Origin of the sequence: Erwinia billingiae Eb661 (genome assembly GCF_000196615.1) — a bacterium.
Taxonomy (GTDB): Bacteria; Pseudomonadota; Gammaproteobacteria; order Enterobacterales; family Enterobacteriaceae; genus Erwinia; species Erwinia billingiae.
Genome location: NC_014306.1, coordinates 691,486 through 707,097, shown reverse-complemented (window position 1 = coordinate 707,097; position 15,612 = coordinate 691,486). Strand labels below are relative to the sequence as shown.

The 15,612-nt window shown below is 59.7% G+C and carries 13 protein-coding genes; all 13 read right to left on the bottom strand.

Annotated features, from left to right (window positions below):
- Positions 1–3 precede the first annotated feature (3 nt).
- The 13 genes from EBC_RS04610 to EBC_RS04550 all read right to left on the bottom strand — a co-directional run bounded on the left by EBC_RS04610 (position 4) and on the right by EBC_RS04550 (position 15,589).
- Positions 4–438: a DcrB-related protein gene (locus tag EBC_RS04610; RefSeq protein WP_013200634.1), complete on the bottom strand. Its 435-nt coding sequence runs from the start codon at positions 436–438 to the stop codon at positions 4–6.
- Positions 435–2,360 (bottom strand): type VI secretion system Vgr family protein, encoded by a 1,926-nt coding sequence (locus EBC_RS04605; protein WP_013200633.1) that lies wholly within the window; start codon positions 2,358–2,360, stop codon positions 435–437. Before EBC_RS04605 ends, EBC_RS04610 begins: the two co-directional genes overlap by 4 nt.
- Positions 2,361–2,419: 59 nt before the next feature.
- Positions 2,420–3,889: a serine/threonine protein kinase gene (locus tag EBC_RS04600; RefSeq protein ID WP_013200632.1), complete on the bottom strand. Its 1,470-nt coding sequence runs from the start codon at positions 3,887–3,889 to the stop codon at positions 2,420–2,422.
- Positions 3,890–3,918: 29 nt separating this feature from the next.
- A complete protein-coding gene (tssH, locus tag EBC_RS04595) occupies positions 3,919–6,531 on the bottom strand; it encodes a type VI secretion system ATPase TssH (RefSeq protein WP_013200631.1) in 2,613 nt (870 codons plus the stop codon).
- 56 nt (positions 6,532–6,587) lie between these two features.
- The gene (gene tssG / locus EBC_RS04590; RefSeq protein WP_013200630.1) at positions 6,588–7,652 is read right to left on the bottom strand and encodes a type VI secretion system baseplate subunit TssG; all 1,065 of its coding nucleotides are present in this window, start codon (positions 7,650–7,652) and stop codon (positions 6,588–6,590) included.
- Complete coding sequence (tssF, locus tag EBC_RS04585) at positions 7,649–9,526, bottom strand: type VI secretion system baseplate subunit TssF (RefSeq protein ID WP_013200629.1); 1,878 nt, start codon at positions 9,524–9,526, stop codon at positions 7,649–7,651. The genes tssG and tssF overlap by 4 nt, the downstream gene beginning before the upstream one ends.
- Before the next feature lie 2 nt (positions 9,527–9,528).
- Positions 9,529–10,110, bottom strand: coding sequence for a type VI secretion system baseplate subunit TssE (gene tssE, locus EBC_RS04580; protein WP_013200628.1), 582 nt, complete (start codon positions 10,108–10,110; stop codon positions 9,529–9,531).
- Positions 10,107–10,925, bottom strand: coding sequence for a type VI secretion system accessory protein TagJ (locus EBC_RS04575; protein ID WP_013200627.1), 819 nt, complete (start codon positions 10,923–10,925; stop codon positions 10,107–10,109). The genes tssE and EBC_RS04575 overlap by 4 nt, the downstream gene beginning before the upstream one ends.
- 25 nt (positions 10,926–10,950) lie before the next feature.
- Entirely contained in the window at positions 10,951–11,943 is a 993-nt protein-coding gene (locus tag EBC_RS04570; protein ID WP_013200626.1) for a hypothetical protein, read from the bottom strand.
- An 18-nt stretch (positions 11,944–11,961) separates the two neighbouring features.
- Complete coding sequence (locus EBC_RS04565) at positions 11,962–12,756, bottom strand: PP2C family protein-serine/threonine phosphatase (protein ID WP_041692207.1); 795 nt, start codon at positions 12,754–12,756, stop codon at positions 11,962–11,964.
- On the bottom strand, positions 12,756–14,804 hold the full coding sequence (tagH, locus tag EBC_RS04560) for a type VI secretion system-associated FHA domain protein TagH (protein WP_013200624.1): 2,049 nt from the start codon (positions 14,802–14,804) through the stop codon (positions 12,756–12,758). The genes EBC_RS04565 and tagH overlap by 1 nt, the downstream gene beginning before the upstream one ends.
- A gap of 48 nt (positions 14,805–14,852) precedes the next feature.
- Entirely contained in the window at positions 14,853–15,137 is a 285-nt protein-coding gene (locus EBC_RS04555) for a hypothetical protein (protein WP_041691890.1), read from the bottom strand.
- Between the two features lie 86 nt (positions 15,138–15,223).
- Positions 15,224–15,589: a hypothetical protein gene (locus EBC_RS04550; protein ID WP_013200623.1), complete on the bottom strand. Its 366-nt coding sequence runs from the start codon at positions 15,587–15,589 to the stop codon at positions 15,224–15,226.
- Positions 15,590–15,612 lie beyond the last annotated feature (23 nt).

The window sequence follows — 15,612 nt, the reverse complement described above, 5'->3', positions numbered from 1 at the left end:
CGATCAGGCCTCCTTGCCCGTGGCAGGAACAAAGCCCAGCTTGATGTTTTGCCAGACCGCCAGAGAGGCCTCATCGAAACTGGCTGCACGGCTGAAGGTGACCGCCATCAGGTGGGTTTCCAACATCACCACCAGCAGCTTTTGCATCACCACCACGCCATGATTTTCAAAATGCATACTCACTTCACGTGCAGGGATGCCGCCAAACGCCGTGTCCTCCACGGCGTCTGCGGCAAACTTTTTCATGTCGCGTTTAACTTTCGCTAACTGCTGCTGCAGATAGGCTTCTTCCTCACCCGCCTTCACTTCCCAGGCCCGGGTGACCACCAGCGAAGCCCCGATTTTTGGCAGTTTTAGCAAGGTGATGCTTTGTTCCTGCACGGCTTCCGGAAGCGGAAGCGTTCCTTCGGTGAGGTGATAACTGACTGGCTGACTCATTTGCTGCTCCCTTTATTCTGAAATGCTTCCATAACGTCATTTTTGATTTCATCCGGAGTTGGCGAGGGCTGAGCCGCCGTGCCCGGCACATTAATATTGAGGTCGAGCGTCCCGCCGGTATTGATTTCAGCCTGCCCGCTGGCATTGATTTGGAACTGTTTGCACTGCAAGGATATGGTGCCGTTCGGCATAAGCGTGAGCATGCTGTCGCCCGATACCAGACTGATACCTTCCCCGGAGGCCAGCACCATTCCTCCCTGCACCTTCAGCACGTAATCACTGCCGACCAGCTCACTGCGCGTCCACTGTGTTTTCTGATCGTAAGTCCCGGACACGGTGCTGCTGAGGGCTTTTTCCACGCTGATGGTCTGATTGCCACCGACGGTTTGCGTTTCATCCGCCTTCACATGGGTATCCATGTTCTTCTGCGCCTGGATCCACACCTGCTCTTCCCCGGCCTTATCTTCAAAGCGCAGGGCGTTGGCGTTGTCCGGCGAACCGTCCTTCGAGCGGCTGAGGAAGCCCATCTGGGTGGCCGCTGCCGGCAGTGCCCACGGCGGCATGCTCGCTTCGTTGTAGACCCGGCCGGTGACGATCGGCCGGTCCGGGTCGCCGTTGATAAAGTCGATCACCACCTCGTCGTTGACGCGCGGGATCTGCACGCCACCGAAGCCCTGACCCGCCCAGGCGCTGGAGACGCGCACCCAGCAGGAGCTGGTGTCGTCGCCTTTTGCCAGCCGGTCCCAGTGAAACTTCACCTTGATGCGGCCGTATTTGTCGGTCCAGATCGATTCGCCTTTCGGCCCCACCACCTTCGCCGTCTGCGGGCCGTGGGTGCGCGGCCATTCTGCCGTCGGCTGCGGCCGGAAGGTGACGTCGGACGGGATCACCACGATATCCACCTTGTGGATGGTGCTGCCGCTGTTGCTGCTGGCGTAGCTGTTCTCTTCGAAATCGTAAACGGCCTTAATCGTCAGGTATTCGCCGTTATCGCTGAAGAACGGCGCGTTCAGCAGGGTGAAGGTGTTTCCCGGCGCCAGCCCCAGCGCGGTGCCGGAGGCGGTGACCTGCTGGTGCTGGGCCTGCCACACTTCCTGGCGGATTCTGGCGTAAAACTCGCCGTGGTCGTGGTCGATAAAATGCCCCGGCCAGTCGTAGACGTCGATTTGACCCGGCGACGGTGAGGCCGGATTCTGCCGTGCCTGGAACATCCACGCGTTGGGCTTGCGGAAGTCGTAGTCATCGATGCTGTAAAGCCCCGGCGTCACCTGGTCTTCCAGGCTCCACAGGCTGATGCCCTCTTCGCTGGTCGAGCCGCCGGACGGGGTGACGTGGTACGGAATGGTTTCGTAGCCGCTGAACGGCTGATGCTGCTGCGCGCTGTCCATCAGCACCATGGTGTGTTTATCCGCCTCATGGCGGAAGTAGTAGTAAATTCCTTCCAGCTCCATCAGGCGGCTGATGAAGTTAAAGCTGCTTTCCTGATACTGCACGCAGTATTCCCACACGCGGTAGTTGCCGGTGAGCTTGTCTTCTACCGTCACGTTGTATTCGGAAAGCAGCGTTTTGATGATTTGCGTTACCGTCTGGCTCTGGAAGATGCGCAGGTTTCTGTCGCGCTTCAGGGGCCACAGGTCCGGCTCCATCACCAGGCTGTAAACCGCATAGCGCGTGCCGCTCAACTCGGTGCTGCTGACCGACACTTTAGTGATTTTCCCGTTCAGGTAACGGGTTGCCATCAGGTTCTGGGTGGGGATGGACACAGTGATGGGCTGCCCCAGCAGGGCCTTACGCTCAATGCGGGCGTCGGTGCTCAGGAGCTGGACGGTGATTTCAAACGCGCTGGAAAGCGCCTCCGTGCCGTTCAGTTTCCAGAACAGCAGGCCGTCCATCGGCAGTTGAACTGTAATGCGATCAAGCATGATGATTTCCCTGAAAAACTGCGCCCGGCCGGCAGTTGCGCCGGGCTGAAGAGAGGTGATTAACTTTGCGGATTCAGCAGCCACACGCCTTCACGATCGACGGTGATGCTCTGGTCGCGGGTCTGGCCGTTATTACTGATGCTGAAGCGGTAGTCGCCCGGCGGCAGTTGCAGCATGGCAAAGCCGTTTGGCGATGGGACTAACGCCTGCGGATTGCCGTTCATGGCGACCTGGTCACCCGGCAGCAACTTGATATAGACCTGCGCAACCGGGGCTGGCGGTGGCGGCGCAACGGCTGGGGTCGACTGTTCGGCACCGGTCTGGGTTTCCGAAGCGGCCGGAGTCGCCGACGGATTTGCGCGGGCGGTTTCCGTTGGCTGCGATGCCGATGCTGGTGCGGTTGTCGATGCTGGCGCAGTTGCCGCGCTTTCTGGCTGGCTGTTGCTGCCGCCTCCGGCAATCAATGCCCCCACGCCGATGCCCACCAGCACGCCCGCGGCAATCAATCCCGGAACCATAAAGCGTTTCAGTTGAGAAACGGGCGTCGCCGCCACCTCTTCTTCTGGCTCCACCGCCACCAGCATGGTGCCCGGCCCGCTGACTTTCACTTCGTGGATCTCGTTGATGTCGGTCGGGGTGAACTCCATCAGCGCGGCAAACTCATCGACGGTTTGTGGGCGATCTTCTGGCTGCAAGGCCAGCGCCCGATCGATGGCATTAAGCAGCGCCAGCGAGTAGCCAAACGGCTGACGCTGCATCAGCGGCTGGTAGTTATCTTCAATGCTGCGCACCACGCTGACCGGCGGCGGCGATCCCACAATCAGCGTGTGCAGCACCGCGCCCAACGCATAGATATCGGTCCATGTGCCCTGCTCGCTCTCGTTATCGTCGCTGTATTGCTCGATAGGGGCGAAGCCCGGCTTGAGCATGGTTTCGGTCTCATCGGACAGGTTGCCGATGGCCTTTCGCGCCGAGCCAAAGTCCAGCAGCACCGGCACGCCGTTCTCCTGGATCTGGATATTATCCAGCGAGATATCGCGGTGCAGATACCCTTCGTGATGGATGGTGTTGATCGCGCCAAACAGAGGCGGCAGCGCGGTGCGGATCCAGGCTTCGCTAATCATCTCCGGACGTTGCTGATGCAGCTGAGAAAGCGTGGTGCCGGTATAGAACGCGGTGCCCATATAGGCGGTATCGTTCTGTACCCAGAAACGCAGCACGTGCAGCAGGTTCGGGTGATTGAAGCGGGCCAGCAGGCGCGCCTCCTGAATAAAGCTGTTCAGCCCGGCGTGGAAGGTTTTGCTGAAGCGTTCGCTACGCAGCACCAGCGTCAGGTCATCATTACGCACGGCCAGCGAGGCCGGCATAAACTCCTTGATGGCAATCGTCCGCTCCAGCTGATGGTCCCAGGCGCGGTAGACAATGCCAAAGCCGCCACCGCCAATCACTTCCTTGATTTCAAACTCGTTAAAGCGGTAGCCCACCGGTAAGGCATTCGGGACTGCGCGCGGATTATCGTGTTCTGACATATTGGACAACTCTCTGATAGTGACAGGCCTTAAGCCTCAAACTGACACTGGAATTCGCCCTGCTGTAAGGTCACACGCAGGCGGCGATACTGTTCATCCCGTGCGCTGGCGGTGAGCAACATCTGGCTCATCTGCGGCAACAGGGTATTGGTTAGGATGGCGTCAACCATGCGACCACCGGATTCCACCTCGGTGCAGCGCTGCACAATCTGGGCAATCACGCTGTCGTCCACCTCGGAAACAATGCCGTGGTTCTGCTCCAGGCGACGCTGGATGCGCTTCAGCTGCAGGCGAACAATGCTGGCCAGCATTTCGTCGCTGAGCGGGTAATACGGCACCACCAGCAGACGGCCCAACAGCGCGGGCGGGAAGACCTCCAGCAGCGGAGGACGTAGCGCAGCGGCCAGTGCATCGGGATCCGGCATCAATTCAGGATCGGCGCACATCGCGCTAATCAGCTGGGTGCCGACGTTGGAGGTCAAAATGATAATGGTGTTGCGGAAGTCGATATGACGTCCTTCACCGTCTTCCATCCAGCCTTTGTCGAACACCTGGAAGAAGATTTCATGCACGTCCGGGTGCGCTTTTTCGATCTCGTCGAGCAGCACCACGCTGTAAGGCCGACGGCGGACGGCTTCGGTTAACACGCCGCCTTCGCCATAGCCGACATAGCCCGGCGGTGCCCCTTTCAGGGTCGAGACGGTATGCGCTTCCTGGAATTCACTCATATTGATGGTGATAATGTTCTGCTCGCCGCCGTACAGCGTCTCGGCCAGGGCCAGTGCGGTTTCGGTTTTACCGACGCCCGACGGGCCGCAGAGCATAAACACGCCGACCGGCTTGTTGGGATCGTCGAGTCTGGCGCGCGACGTCCGCACCCGCTTAGCAATCAGATCCAGCCCGTGACGCTGACCAATCACCCGCTCGTTCAGCGTATCCGCCAGCTTCAGCACCGCATCAATCTCGTTTTTTACCATGCGGCCTAGCGGGATGCCGGTCCAGTCGGAAACCACTGCCGCAACCACGTTGGCATCCACGGCGGCAAACAGCAGCGGCGATTCGCCCTGCAGATCCTTTAACTGCTGCTGACGGTCTTTCAGCGTGGCATGCAGTTCAGCCACATCTTCGGCATTGTCCTGATGCAGCTGAGCACGCAGGGCGATGATGCCATCGACCAGCTCGCGCTCGGCCTGCCAGCGGGCGGTTAGTGCTTCAGCCTGCGTGGCGAGTTCGGCCAGCTGTTCGCTTAGCGCATCAACGCGCGCGCTGTCGCCAATGCCGACTTTCAGCTCGCGTCCGGCAATCTCTTTTTCGATTTCCAGCGCGTGGATGCGGTGCAGGCAGTCTTCCAGCTGCGGCGGCTGAGCGCTCTGGCTGACGGCGACGCGGGCGCAGGCGGTATCCAGCAGCGCCACGGCTTTATCCGGCAACTGACGCGCAGGAATATAGCGGTGCGACAGTTTCACCGCCGCGGCAACCGCTTCGTCCAGCAGCAGGACGCGGTGATGCTTTTCCAGCGGGCTGACGGTGCTGCGCAACATCAGCAGCGCCTTCTCTTCATCCGGCTCCTGCACCTGCACGGTCTGGAAACGGCGGGTCAGCGCCGGATCTTTCTCGATGTATTTTTTGTATTCGGCCCAGGTGGTGGCACCAATGGTGCGAAGCTGACCGCGTGCCAGCGCCGGTTTCAGCAGGTTAGCGGCATCACCGGTTCCCTGCTGTCCGCCCGCGCCGACCAGCGTGTGGATCTCGTCGATAAACAGCACGATCGGCGTTGGGCTCGACTGCACCTCGTTGATCAAGGCCTGCAGACGCGCTTCAAACTCGCCCTTCATGCCGGCACCGGCTTGCAACATGCCGATATCCAGCAGCCACAGCTGCACGTCCTGCAACGGTTGCGGCACGTCGCCTGCGGCAATGCGCAGCGCCAGCCCTTCCACCACCGCGGTTTTACCGACCCCGGCTTCCCCGGTCAGTAGCGGGTTGTTCTGGCGACGACGCATCAGGATGTCGACCATCTGGCGGATCTCTTCATCACGCCCGGCCACCGGGTCAATCTTGCCTTCGCGCGCCCGTGCGGTCAGGTCCTGGGCATATTGCGCCAGCGTGCCCTGCTGCTGAGGAACCGCACCGGCATCAACCGGCGCGACGCTCACCTGCTGTTCCTCTTTGCTGTTGGCAAAAACGGTGTCGAACTGTTCCAGCAGCGCGTCCACGCTGATGCGACCAAACTGCGGCGAGATGCCCTTCAGCAAATTGGCAAGGTTGAAGGTTTTCAGCATGCCGATCAGCAGATGGCCGCCACGAATTTTCTGCACGCCGAATTTCAGGGAACCGTAAACCCAGGCGCGCTCGACGGCGCTGTCGATATGTTCCGACAGATCGGCGACGGCGCTGGCCCCGCGCGGCAGGCGATCCAACGCCGCCACGATATCCCGCGTCAGCGCCTCTTCATCCAGCGAGAAATGGCGGATCGCCTGTTGCAGATCGCCCTCCTGATGCTGCATCAGCTGATGAAGCCAGTGCACCAGTTCAACATAGGGATTGCCGCGCAGTTTGCAGAACGCGGTCGCACTTTCCAGAGAGGTGAATAACAGCTTGTCCAGTTTGCCGAACAGTACGGCGCGGCTGATTTCTGACATAGTTTTTCTCAGTAGTTGAAGGCGGTGATAAGCGGGATGACGACAGAATGACGTCCTTAAATCCCAGGGGTTTCAGTCGGTTCAGGGCTGAAGGTCAGATCGTTACGCGGCTGCGGATTTTCAGGGCAACCCAGCCAGCCGTTGTAGCCCAGCTGAGCCGGGCCACCGAGGCTGACGCCCTGCACGTCTTCCGCCGCCAGGATCAGCCGCAGGTCCCAGACGTATTCGATGCCCAGATACTGCCGAACCCAGTCGCGCAGCTGCTGTGCCCAGGGTGTGCCGGGCAAAAACCGGTTGTAATTTGCCAGGCTCAGCGGCCCCAGTTCGATGCGAAATTTATGCTGCACATCGCGCACTGCGACGCCGAGAAAGGCGGACTGCCCCAGTGTCGGCATCCGCCGTCCGGCACCCAGCTGCGCGCGCTCGCGGCGATCGATCGGCTGCCAGTGCGGCACGTTTTCCACCAGCGTGACCGGCACCTTGAAATAGTGGCTGAGGATTTTTTGCAATCCTTCGGCATCGCGCCCGTTGCGGGTTAAGTGCCCGGCCACCGTATAGCGCGCGTGTTCGCTGAGGCTGCCTTTTTCCAGCTGGCCGGGCTGGCCCATGCCAATCAGGCTGGCCAGATAGCGTTCAAAGTGATGGGCGTCCTCGCGGTCCAGCGACACCGTCGGCTGCGCATCGGCCCAGGCACGATAAAACAGCAGCGTCAGGCGATGATGGAACAGATCCGCAAAGGCGCTCAGGCTGTGATCCTGGTGATGATAAATGCGCTCGCGCGCATATTCGGTCAGGTGAACCGGCAGCGGGCCGTTGGGGCCGAACAGGCCGAAGCTGAGGATCGAGACATCGTGCAGCGGGCTGTTCTCACGCGCGCTGGCGCTGGCGAGCGTCGAGGGTGCGAAGGCCAGCGAAGGCGTCTGACCAATACGCAGCGGCTCGTGGCGAGGCAGCGGCGCCCGTCCCAGCGGATAGCGTTCTCCGCCCTGCGCATCCAGCCGCCGCAGCAGTTGGAACAGATCGTAGCGCCAGGGTGCCAGCGTCACGCCTTGCCAGAAATGTTCCGGCAGCCGCTGGATTTTGCGGAATCGTAACGTCGATGGTACCGTCGCATCACTCATATCAGCGCCCTTTTGCCCATCCTTGGCGACCAGTAACCCACTTCACCGCGCTGCTGACTGATCAGCGTCACTTCGGTAAAGCTGTTCATCGCCACCAGCCGCGAAAAGACCCGCTCCAGCACGCTGCCCAGTAACCACGGGCTTGAACCGGAGAACGCCTGTTCATCCACGCTCAGTTCGATGCCCACGCCCCGCGCGAAGACGATCGGACCAGGTTCCGGCACCCGGCGATACACCGGCTTTAACTGACAGTGGCGGATGCCTTCGATCTGCCTCGCCACCGGCGCTTCCGCCAGATTGGCATACAGCCCCAGCAGCTGACGCAGCGCGGCAGCGCCCTGTCCCTCATCACTGTCCATCAGGCTGAGGTAGTTCATTTGCAGATGGCTGATCAAGCGCCAGGTCGTCAGCCCTTCGGCCAGCGCCGGACGCGGTGGCGTTGGCCCTTTCTTCAGCGTTAACTGACCGACCGGAATCGAGTCCGGCATCAGGAAGTTGCCCTGATCCTGTTGCAGCAGCATCAGCGGCAGATCGCGGCTGGTGCACAGCACGTCGGCGGTCAGATGGCGCAGATCATCGCTCCACGGGGAATGACGTTCATCCACCAGCGACAGGAAAACTTCCGAGCCGACATAGCCGGTCCGCGTGCCGTAACGCTGCGCGCGCTCAGACAGCGTGCGCTGTTCGCGGCGAAGCGAGAAATAGGCACCGTAATCCCCGTGGTCCTGGCTGAAGGTGCTCCAGAACGGGCGGAAAACCTGTTCGTCACGGCGCTTATCGCCGGTGGCATACAGCTTTTGAACCGAGTAAATCTCGTAATCCAGCGGGCGAATATTGTCGACCACCAGATGATATTCATGCACGCTGTCGCTGATTTTTTGCCGCTCGGCCGTCTTCGGGAACAGGTTGATCACCGGCGTGCAGTGCAGCGACAGATGGCTTTTATCGATCACCCTTTCCAGCGCCGCGTCGGCTTTATCCAGCAGCAGCACGATCTCAAACGCTTTAACATCCGGGCCGCACTTGCCGAGAATGCCGCGCAGCTGGCTGATGTTGATGAACTGGAAACGGGCCGGAAAAGCAAAGTACTCCTGCAACAGCCGGTAGCCGTCGAAGTTGCGCAGATCGTCCGGCAGCAAGGCCTGGTCAGGCGAAAATCCTTCCTGGGTCAGCGCCTCATCGTTCATCACCACCCGCTGCGGCTGCGCTTCCACCGTCTGACAGAAGCTGCCCACCGTGTGTTGCATAATCAGCTCAAGCAGCTTTTGCGCCTGAATATCCGGGCCGCTGAGGAAGAACATCAGATCGTCAAAGGTCAGGGTGTTCAGGGTTACGTCGTTGAAACAGGTCAGGCGGATGCGTAGCGCGCTGGCGGCTCCGCGCTGGCTGAGGCCCATCGGCCCCAGCGGGATATCCGCCGGCACGCCGCCCAGCTCGACGCTGGTGATGGTCAGCGGTTGTAGCATCACATCGTGGGCGGTGCTGTAGCTGCAGGTGACGCCGCTTTTCTTCAGCGTCTGGCTGTCCATCATCGTGCCGCGCGGGACGCGAAAGCCGCCGCTGATGTCGCCTTTCTGGCTGTCCGGATGCAGCTCCGCAATCGCCATCGACGGCGTAGGGGCCAGGTAGTTTGGCGCAATCATCTCCAGCATCCGCTGGGAGAAACGCGGGAACTCGGCATCCATTTTTAACTGCACGCGGGAGGTCAGAAAGGCAAAGCCTTCCATCAGCCGCTCGACATACGGATCGGCGACGTCAATCCCGCGCATCCCCAGCCGTCCGGCGACTTTTGGGTAGCGTTCGGCAAACTCCGCCCCCATTTCGCGCAGGTACGCCAGTTCACGGTTGTAATAATCGAGCAGTTTACTGTCCATGATTACCCTACGTCTTTAAACTCAAAATGGCCGTTTTCCAGGTCGACATCGGTGCGGAACAGGAATTCCAGCGGATAGGGTACGCACCACAGCCGCCCCTTGATTTCAATCGACAACACGTTGTGCAGGTCCAGCGAGGTGGTGTCTGAAATGCAGCGCACCTGTAAACCCACCGGCAAAATGCGCGGCTCAAAATCCAGGATCGAGTTGGTGAGCTTGCGCTGCACGTCCTGCCACTCGATGTCGGACATGCGCTGCCCGGAAAGTGGCGCCACGCCATAGTTCAGCACCGAGCGCTTCACCTCGGCGAAGGGCTCCAGGTCCTGCTGCCCTTCGTTATTGATGCTGTTAAACAGCCACTGCAAATCCCGCAGCACATGCCGCCGCAGCGTGGTGTGGGAAATCACCGTGTTGCTGGCGGACTCTTTCAGCTTGTCCGGTGCGTTATCGGTCAGCCGATCCAGCAGTGAAGGCTGCATTTTGTCGCGGGCGTTTAACGCTTCCTGCTTGTTGCGGTGACGGTAGCCACCGCGTAGCAGATCGCTGCCCTGCTGCGGTTGATTCAGGTCGAAGTCATTGCTCATAGCGCCTCGTCGAAGGTCAGCACGTCCAGGCTCAGCAACGGATAGTCCGCTTCGCCGCTCAGCCAGGTTTTCTGCCCCAGTCCGCTAAAGTGCAGACCGGCACCATCCAGCGGCTGCCATTCGGTGACGCTGGCCAGCAGCAGATTATCAGCGGCTTCAGCGCCAAACGGATAGCGCACCGGGATCTGACACACCTGCTCGCTGCCGTCGGTCAGCCTGACCGAGGTATGACGCCAGACCAGATCGGTCACGCTGGCCGGTGCCTGAAAACGCAGTTCGCTGATGGCGCTGAACGGCAGCCAGGTGTAGCGCCCGTTGACGATCAGCTCGCAGATTGGGCCAAGGCGGCCATCGCCATCAATCAACCAATCGACCGCCTGCGCTGACTCATCCTTCAACTGCTTCAGGCTGCCGGGATTGATTTCAGCCGCCTCGAACGCCGCCGCACGCAGCTCGTCAGCCAACAGGTTTTTGCCCGCCGCATCGGCCCGCAGCGCGCTTAACAACCCTTCGGCCCAGTTAAAGGCGTCGCCAGGCATCATCGGCGAGGCCTCGCCGGCAAACACCGCCGCGCGCTGCACTTCTCCCGCCACCGCTTGCTCCAGCAACGTCACCGTCGGTTTGGCCTGTGGCTTCAACGCCGCCCAGGATTTCATCTGGGTGGTGGCGCGCGTCCAGTTTCCAGCCAGGCACAGCAGTTGCACGAAGGCCGCGCGCAAATCGGCATCCGCCGGGTTGGCTTTAATTTTGCCTTCGACGCGCGCCAGCGTTTCCGCAAGCGAGGCGCCGGACATCAGGGTGCTGAGGGAGTACATAAGCTTTCCTTTGACGTGCAGTGAACTAGTTGAGGGTGCGGAATGAACCGGCTGCCGGGTCTTTCAGCTGCGGATGGAGCGCCTGCACCAGCTTGATGGTCAGCGTGCTTTTATCCGCCAGGTAAGGCGACCAGACTTTACGTACCTCAGCGAGGCGCGCCTTCACATCGCTTTCGTCGCTGGCCTGTGCGGCGGTAATTTCCACCACCACCGTGCCATCCGTTTTCCAGCCGTTAACCGCCGGGTCGAACGGCACCACCATCCAGCTCTGCGGCGACTTCTCATCGCTCAGCACCATCCGCTGATTATTCACGGTGGTGATTTGCAGATCCTGGCTGAGCGCTTTGCTGGTCAGTCCGGCCACCGGGAAACCTTGCAGGAAGGTCATGCGCACATTTTTACTGGCCCCTTTGCCCAGCTGCGCAATCTGGCTTTCGCCGCTCAGCCAGCCATCGCTGCCACAGCTGACGCCGCCTTTGGCAGGCACAAACAGGGCGCTGGTCTGGTTGCCGCTGCGGAAATAGGTGCGGAAGTGGCAACCGTCGAGCAGGCTGAACTGCACCCACGGCGTGGTATCGGCCGGCGGGGAAAGATCGACCGCCGCTGGCGTGGCTGCCGGTGCGGTTTCGGCTGCCGGCGGTGCCGCTGGAGGCGTCACCAGGGCGTCAGGTTCCACCTTCACCGCCCAGGACTGGGCTTTGGCGGCGGTGCCTTTTGCCAGCGCACTGCCGTTGCTGTCGGTCATCTGCCAGTGAATGGATTCCATCTTGCCGCACTGATGCTGCAATACCTTGCCGACGCGCGGCAGGAAATCGTTCAGCACGTCCGGATCCTTTTTGCCTTTTGCCACGATGCGCAGCGGAAGCTCACGCGTACACCAGTCGGCCGCATTTTTGCTTTTAACGTTATCGATCCAGATATCCAGTTTCTGCGAAGGCGAAGAGACCACGAGATAATCCTGCGCCCAGGCGCTGGACGCGATAAACAGGGAGAGCGCGCCTGATAGCCAATATTTCATATAAGTCCTTTAAGGCCGTTAATCACGAAGAGGGAAAAACTGGGCTGCCTGCGACAAGGAGTGCAGCAGCGTGGTGTCTTGTGGATCGCCAACCCAGACCGCCACGGCGCTGTAGTTGTCCTGGCTGGCCTCGGATTGCTGGTCGTTCTTGCGGATCACTTCCTGCATCAGCGTCAGCCACTCGTCCGGGGTGTTCACCATATGCAACGACTGCTGCATATGGTCTGGCGAGAGGGCGTGCCAGAAGCCGTCCGTGCAGAGTAAAAACGCATCGCCATCTTCAATCGGCACCACATCGCTGTAGCTGGCATCCCGCTCTTCATCGCCCATGCCCAGCGCAAAATAGAGCAGATTGCTGTTGATCCCTTCGGTCTGGTGTCCGGCATCTTTCATCTGCTGCACCAGGCTGTGGTCGGTGGTGACGTGATAGAGATAGCCACGGCGAAACAGATACAGGCGGCTGTCACCGGCGTGCGCCCAGTAAGCCAGCTCGAAATCCCGATCGATAAACAGGCTGACCATGGTGGTGCCCATGCGTTTGTAGTCGGTCATGGCTTTCTGCTGCTGGCGGATAGCGCCATTGGCTTCGTTGACGTAGCGGCGGATGCTCTGCGCATCCAGATGCCGATCGCCGTTGAAGCGCTCAAGGATGGTGTTGCGCGCCAGCTCAGCAGCGACATCACCGCCTGGCAATCCCGCGACACCATCGCAGACCACAAAGCAGGCCGACCGCTCACCGATGATCTCACCTGTCTGGTCCTGATTGCTTTCGCGGGCGCCCTGATTCGACATAGAGGCAATGGTGATATTCATCATTCTTCCGATCTGATTTGAGAGTCTTTGTACTGGTTCACTTCCATGTCATAGGCATGCAGAAACGCCTCGCCAAACAGGGTATGGAAGTCGTCTTCGATTTCACCGGCGGTTTCGCCATAGCGTTTGGTGAAGTGTTCCCACAGCGCGGCTTTGCGGCTGCTCGGCAAGGAGATGCGCGAGGTGATCCCTTCCTGCTTCGCTTCCTCTTCCAGCTGCTGAGGATTAAAGGATTGCAACATCGAAGCGATGATCGCGCGGATCCCGGCGATCATCCCCAACTGGTGCGCCTGCAGATCGACCAGCGCATCGCGCACCGACTGTTTCGGCGGCATAAAGCCCGGCATGCGGCTGCCGAACATCTGCATCAGCACCGATTTACCTGACGGCAATAGTTTGAACGGGTTGTTCGCCTCGTCGAGGATCACCGTCATTTCTGCCTTCACGCCGCGCTTGAGGATCGAACGGGAAGAGAGCAGCGCCACGGTCCCCTGCGAGAACATGCTGAGCATCTGCCCAAGTTCCTGCATGGAATCGCGATCGATGCGCGGCGTCGGTTGCAGATCGTTGAGCCCCATGCCGCCGATTAATGCGTCCAGCAGTTCACCGTCCAGCACCTGGCCACTGGAGGCCGATGACGACGACTGCTGTGAAGCCGTATTGGAAACAGGATCGATGCGCAGACGGCCTTTTGGCGGCGGCGTGGTATTACGGGCCACCGCCTGCGGCGTGGGCAGCGTGATGCCGCCGTAATCCGGTTGAGCGGCCGTCGGCGGCTGATCAAACAACGGCGAGTCAGCAAGGTCCGCCGGGGAGTCAGCTGACCGTGACGGCGTTTCGTCGCCATGCTGTGGCGCATCATCAAACAGCGGCGAAGCGTGCTGCGTATTGGATTTGTCACCGGCAAACAGATCGAAGTCGCTATCCAGCGCGTGCGGCGCTGGCGGCACGATGGTGTGCTGCGGAGGCTGCTGCGTCGCCGGACGCGGCTGGCTGCCTGACGCATCCATCGGCGTTAGCGGTACGGCATTGCCCATCATCAGGCCCAGCGGATCGTCGCTGTTGGCCTGAGCCGGTGCACCACCGCCGCTGCCACCGAACAGGGCCAGCGGATCCAGCTCATCTTTCCCTTTCCCCGGCTGCTGAGGCTGAGCCGCAGGCTGCTGCATCAGGGTGCTTGGCGTGCTGTCATTGAAGATGCTGTCCTGCTTAAAGAGGCCATCGTCATCGGTAAACAGGGAATCCGGCGTTTGATCGCGGCGATCGAAGTTCAGGCTGTCCGGCTTGCTGGCAAACTGCGCCAGCGGATCCACCGGATTGCGATCCGGTGCCGGTGCCTCGGCAAACGGATTCAGGTTGGCCGGCTGTGGCTTGCTGCGATTAGACAGGCTGTCGGAGATGGAAAACTCCTGCGCCAGGCTGTCCCAGATTTCGCTGGGGATGGCTGCGGGCGAGTTCTCTTTTGCAGCAGGCTGCGGTGCTGAAGGCTGCGGCTGTGGAATTACCGTATTCGCTGAGGCGGCCTGCGTGGACACCGGCGGCTGCGCGGCATGTGCAGTTGCAGACGGTGCAGCCGCTGCCTGCGGTGCAGTGTTCGGCGGTACAGGTTGCGAAGCGGCATTGGGAGCCGCCGATGGTGATGATACGTGCTGTGGCGAGGCCTGCGCTGACGCTGGCGCATCGCTTACCACGGCGCGGGCAATCGGCGCGCTAACTATGGGTTGCGCGCCCGCACCCAGCTCGCTCACCTGCAGTGCGTAATCATCAATACGGATGATATCGCCATCCTGCAGTTCCACCTGGCGGCCGCGTTGCAGAGGAATATCATTCAGGTGTACCAGAGTGACGGTGCCGCGGTTGGTAATTTGGCATTCGCCATTTGCGCTGACATGCACAATCGCCTGCAGGCGGGAGATGGAGCGGTTCTCATCCGGCAGCACCAGATTATTTTCAGTTCCCCGGCCAATGGTACCGCCCGGCGGCATAAAGTCGCAGCTACCCTGTGGCGGTTGCTGACCCGATTTGGTCGCTATTATCGTAAATCGCATAACGGTTTCCTGCGTTGGATTTAGTCGGCATTCAAGCCTCGCGGCTCTTTAAATAAAAGCGGCGAAGTTTGCAGGCTGAATTAGAGGGAGATGGCGATGGCGATGGCGTTGAAATTTTACGATGCTGCTATCACTCTTGTATTCTTCTTCGATACGTTTCTTTGCAGCAGAGTACTCTTTATTTAAAACCGCCTCGGTGGCATCTTTATTTCTTACGCTACAATTATCCACTTCCCAGCTGATGGTTTTACTGCTGCAATTTTCTTCTGCTCGGGCGATATTACACAGTGCCAGCACAACTACTGTGAGAATAGATAATTGTAATTTACTCATTCACTTCGTTCCCAGCGCTATCCATGACGCCATTTATTCCCAAAACTATAATGAGTGAATGAGCGAGTCTGTAAAGCGCCTCCTGATTATTCTGCGGGTTGTAATAATGACAGATTACCGTTTTTAGGATCGTCCTTATCACTAACCATCTGATGTGTTTTTTTATCAACATAGACGCTAAACAAGCGATGCTGAACCTGAGGATCGCCAGGGCAAGTCCCCCCCTGTTTTTCCATGACATCAACCAGATCCATTCCTTTTTCTGCATCTTTGGTGAACAAATAATCTGTACAGGCGGGATCGCTGACCAGTTTCTCCTTCTCGACAGTACTTTTAACCTGCTTTATCACTGAATTTACAGTCGGTGAAGTTGTTGCACTTGCACAGCCAGTCACCAGCAGCAAAGACGCCGCCAAATATCCTTTCATTTTTGAATTAGCCACCGTATTCATATTGCTCCGTTATCGCCATCCGC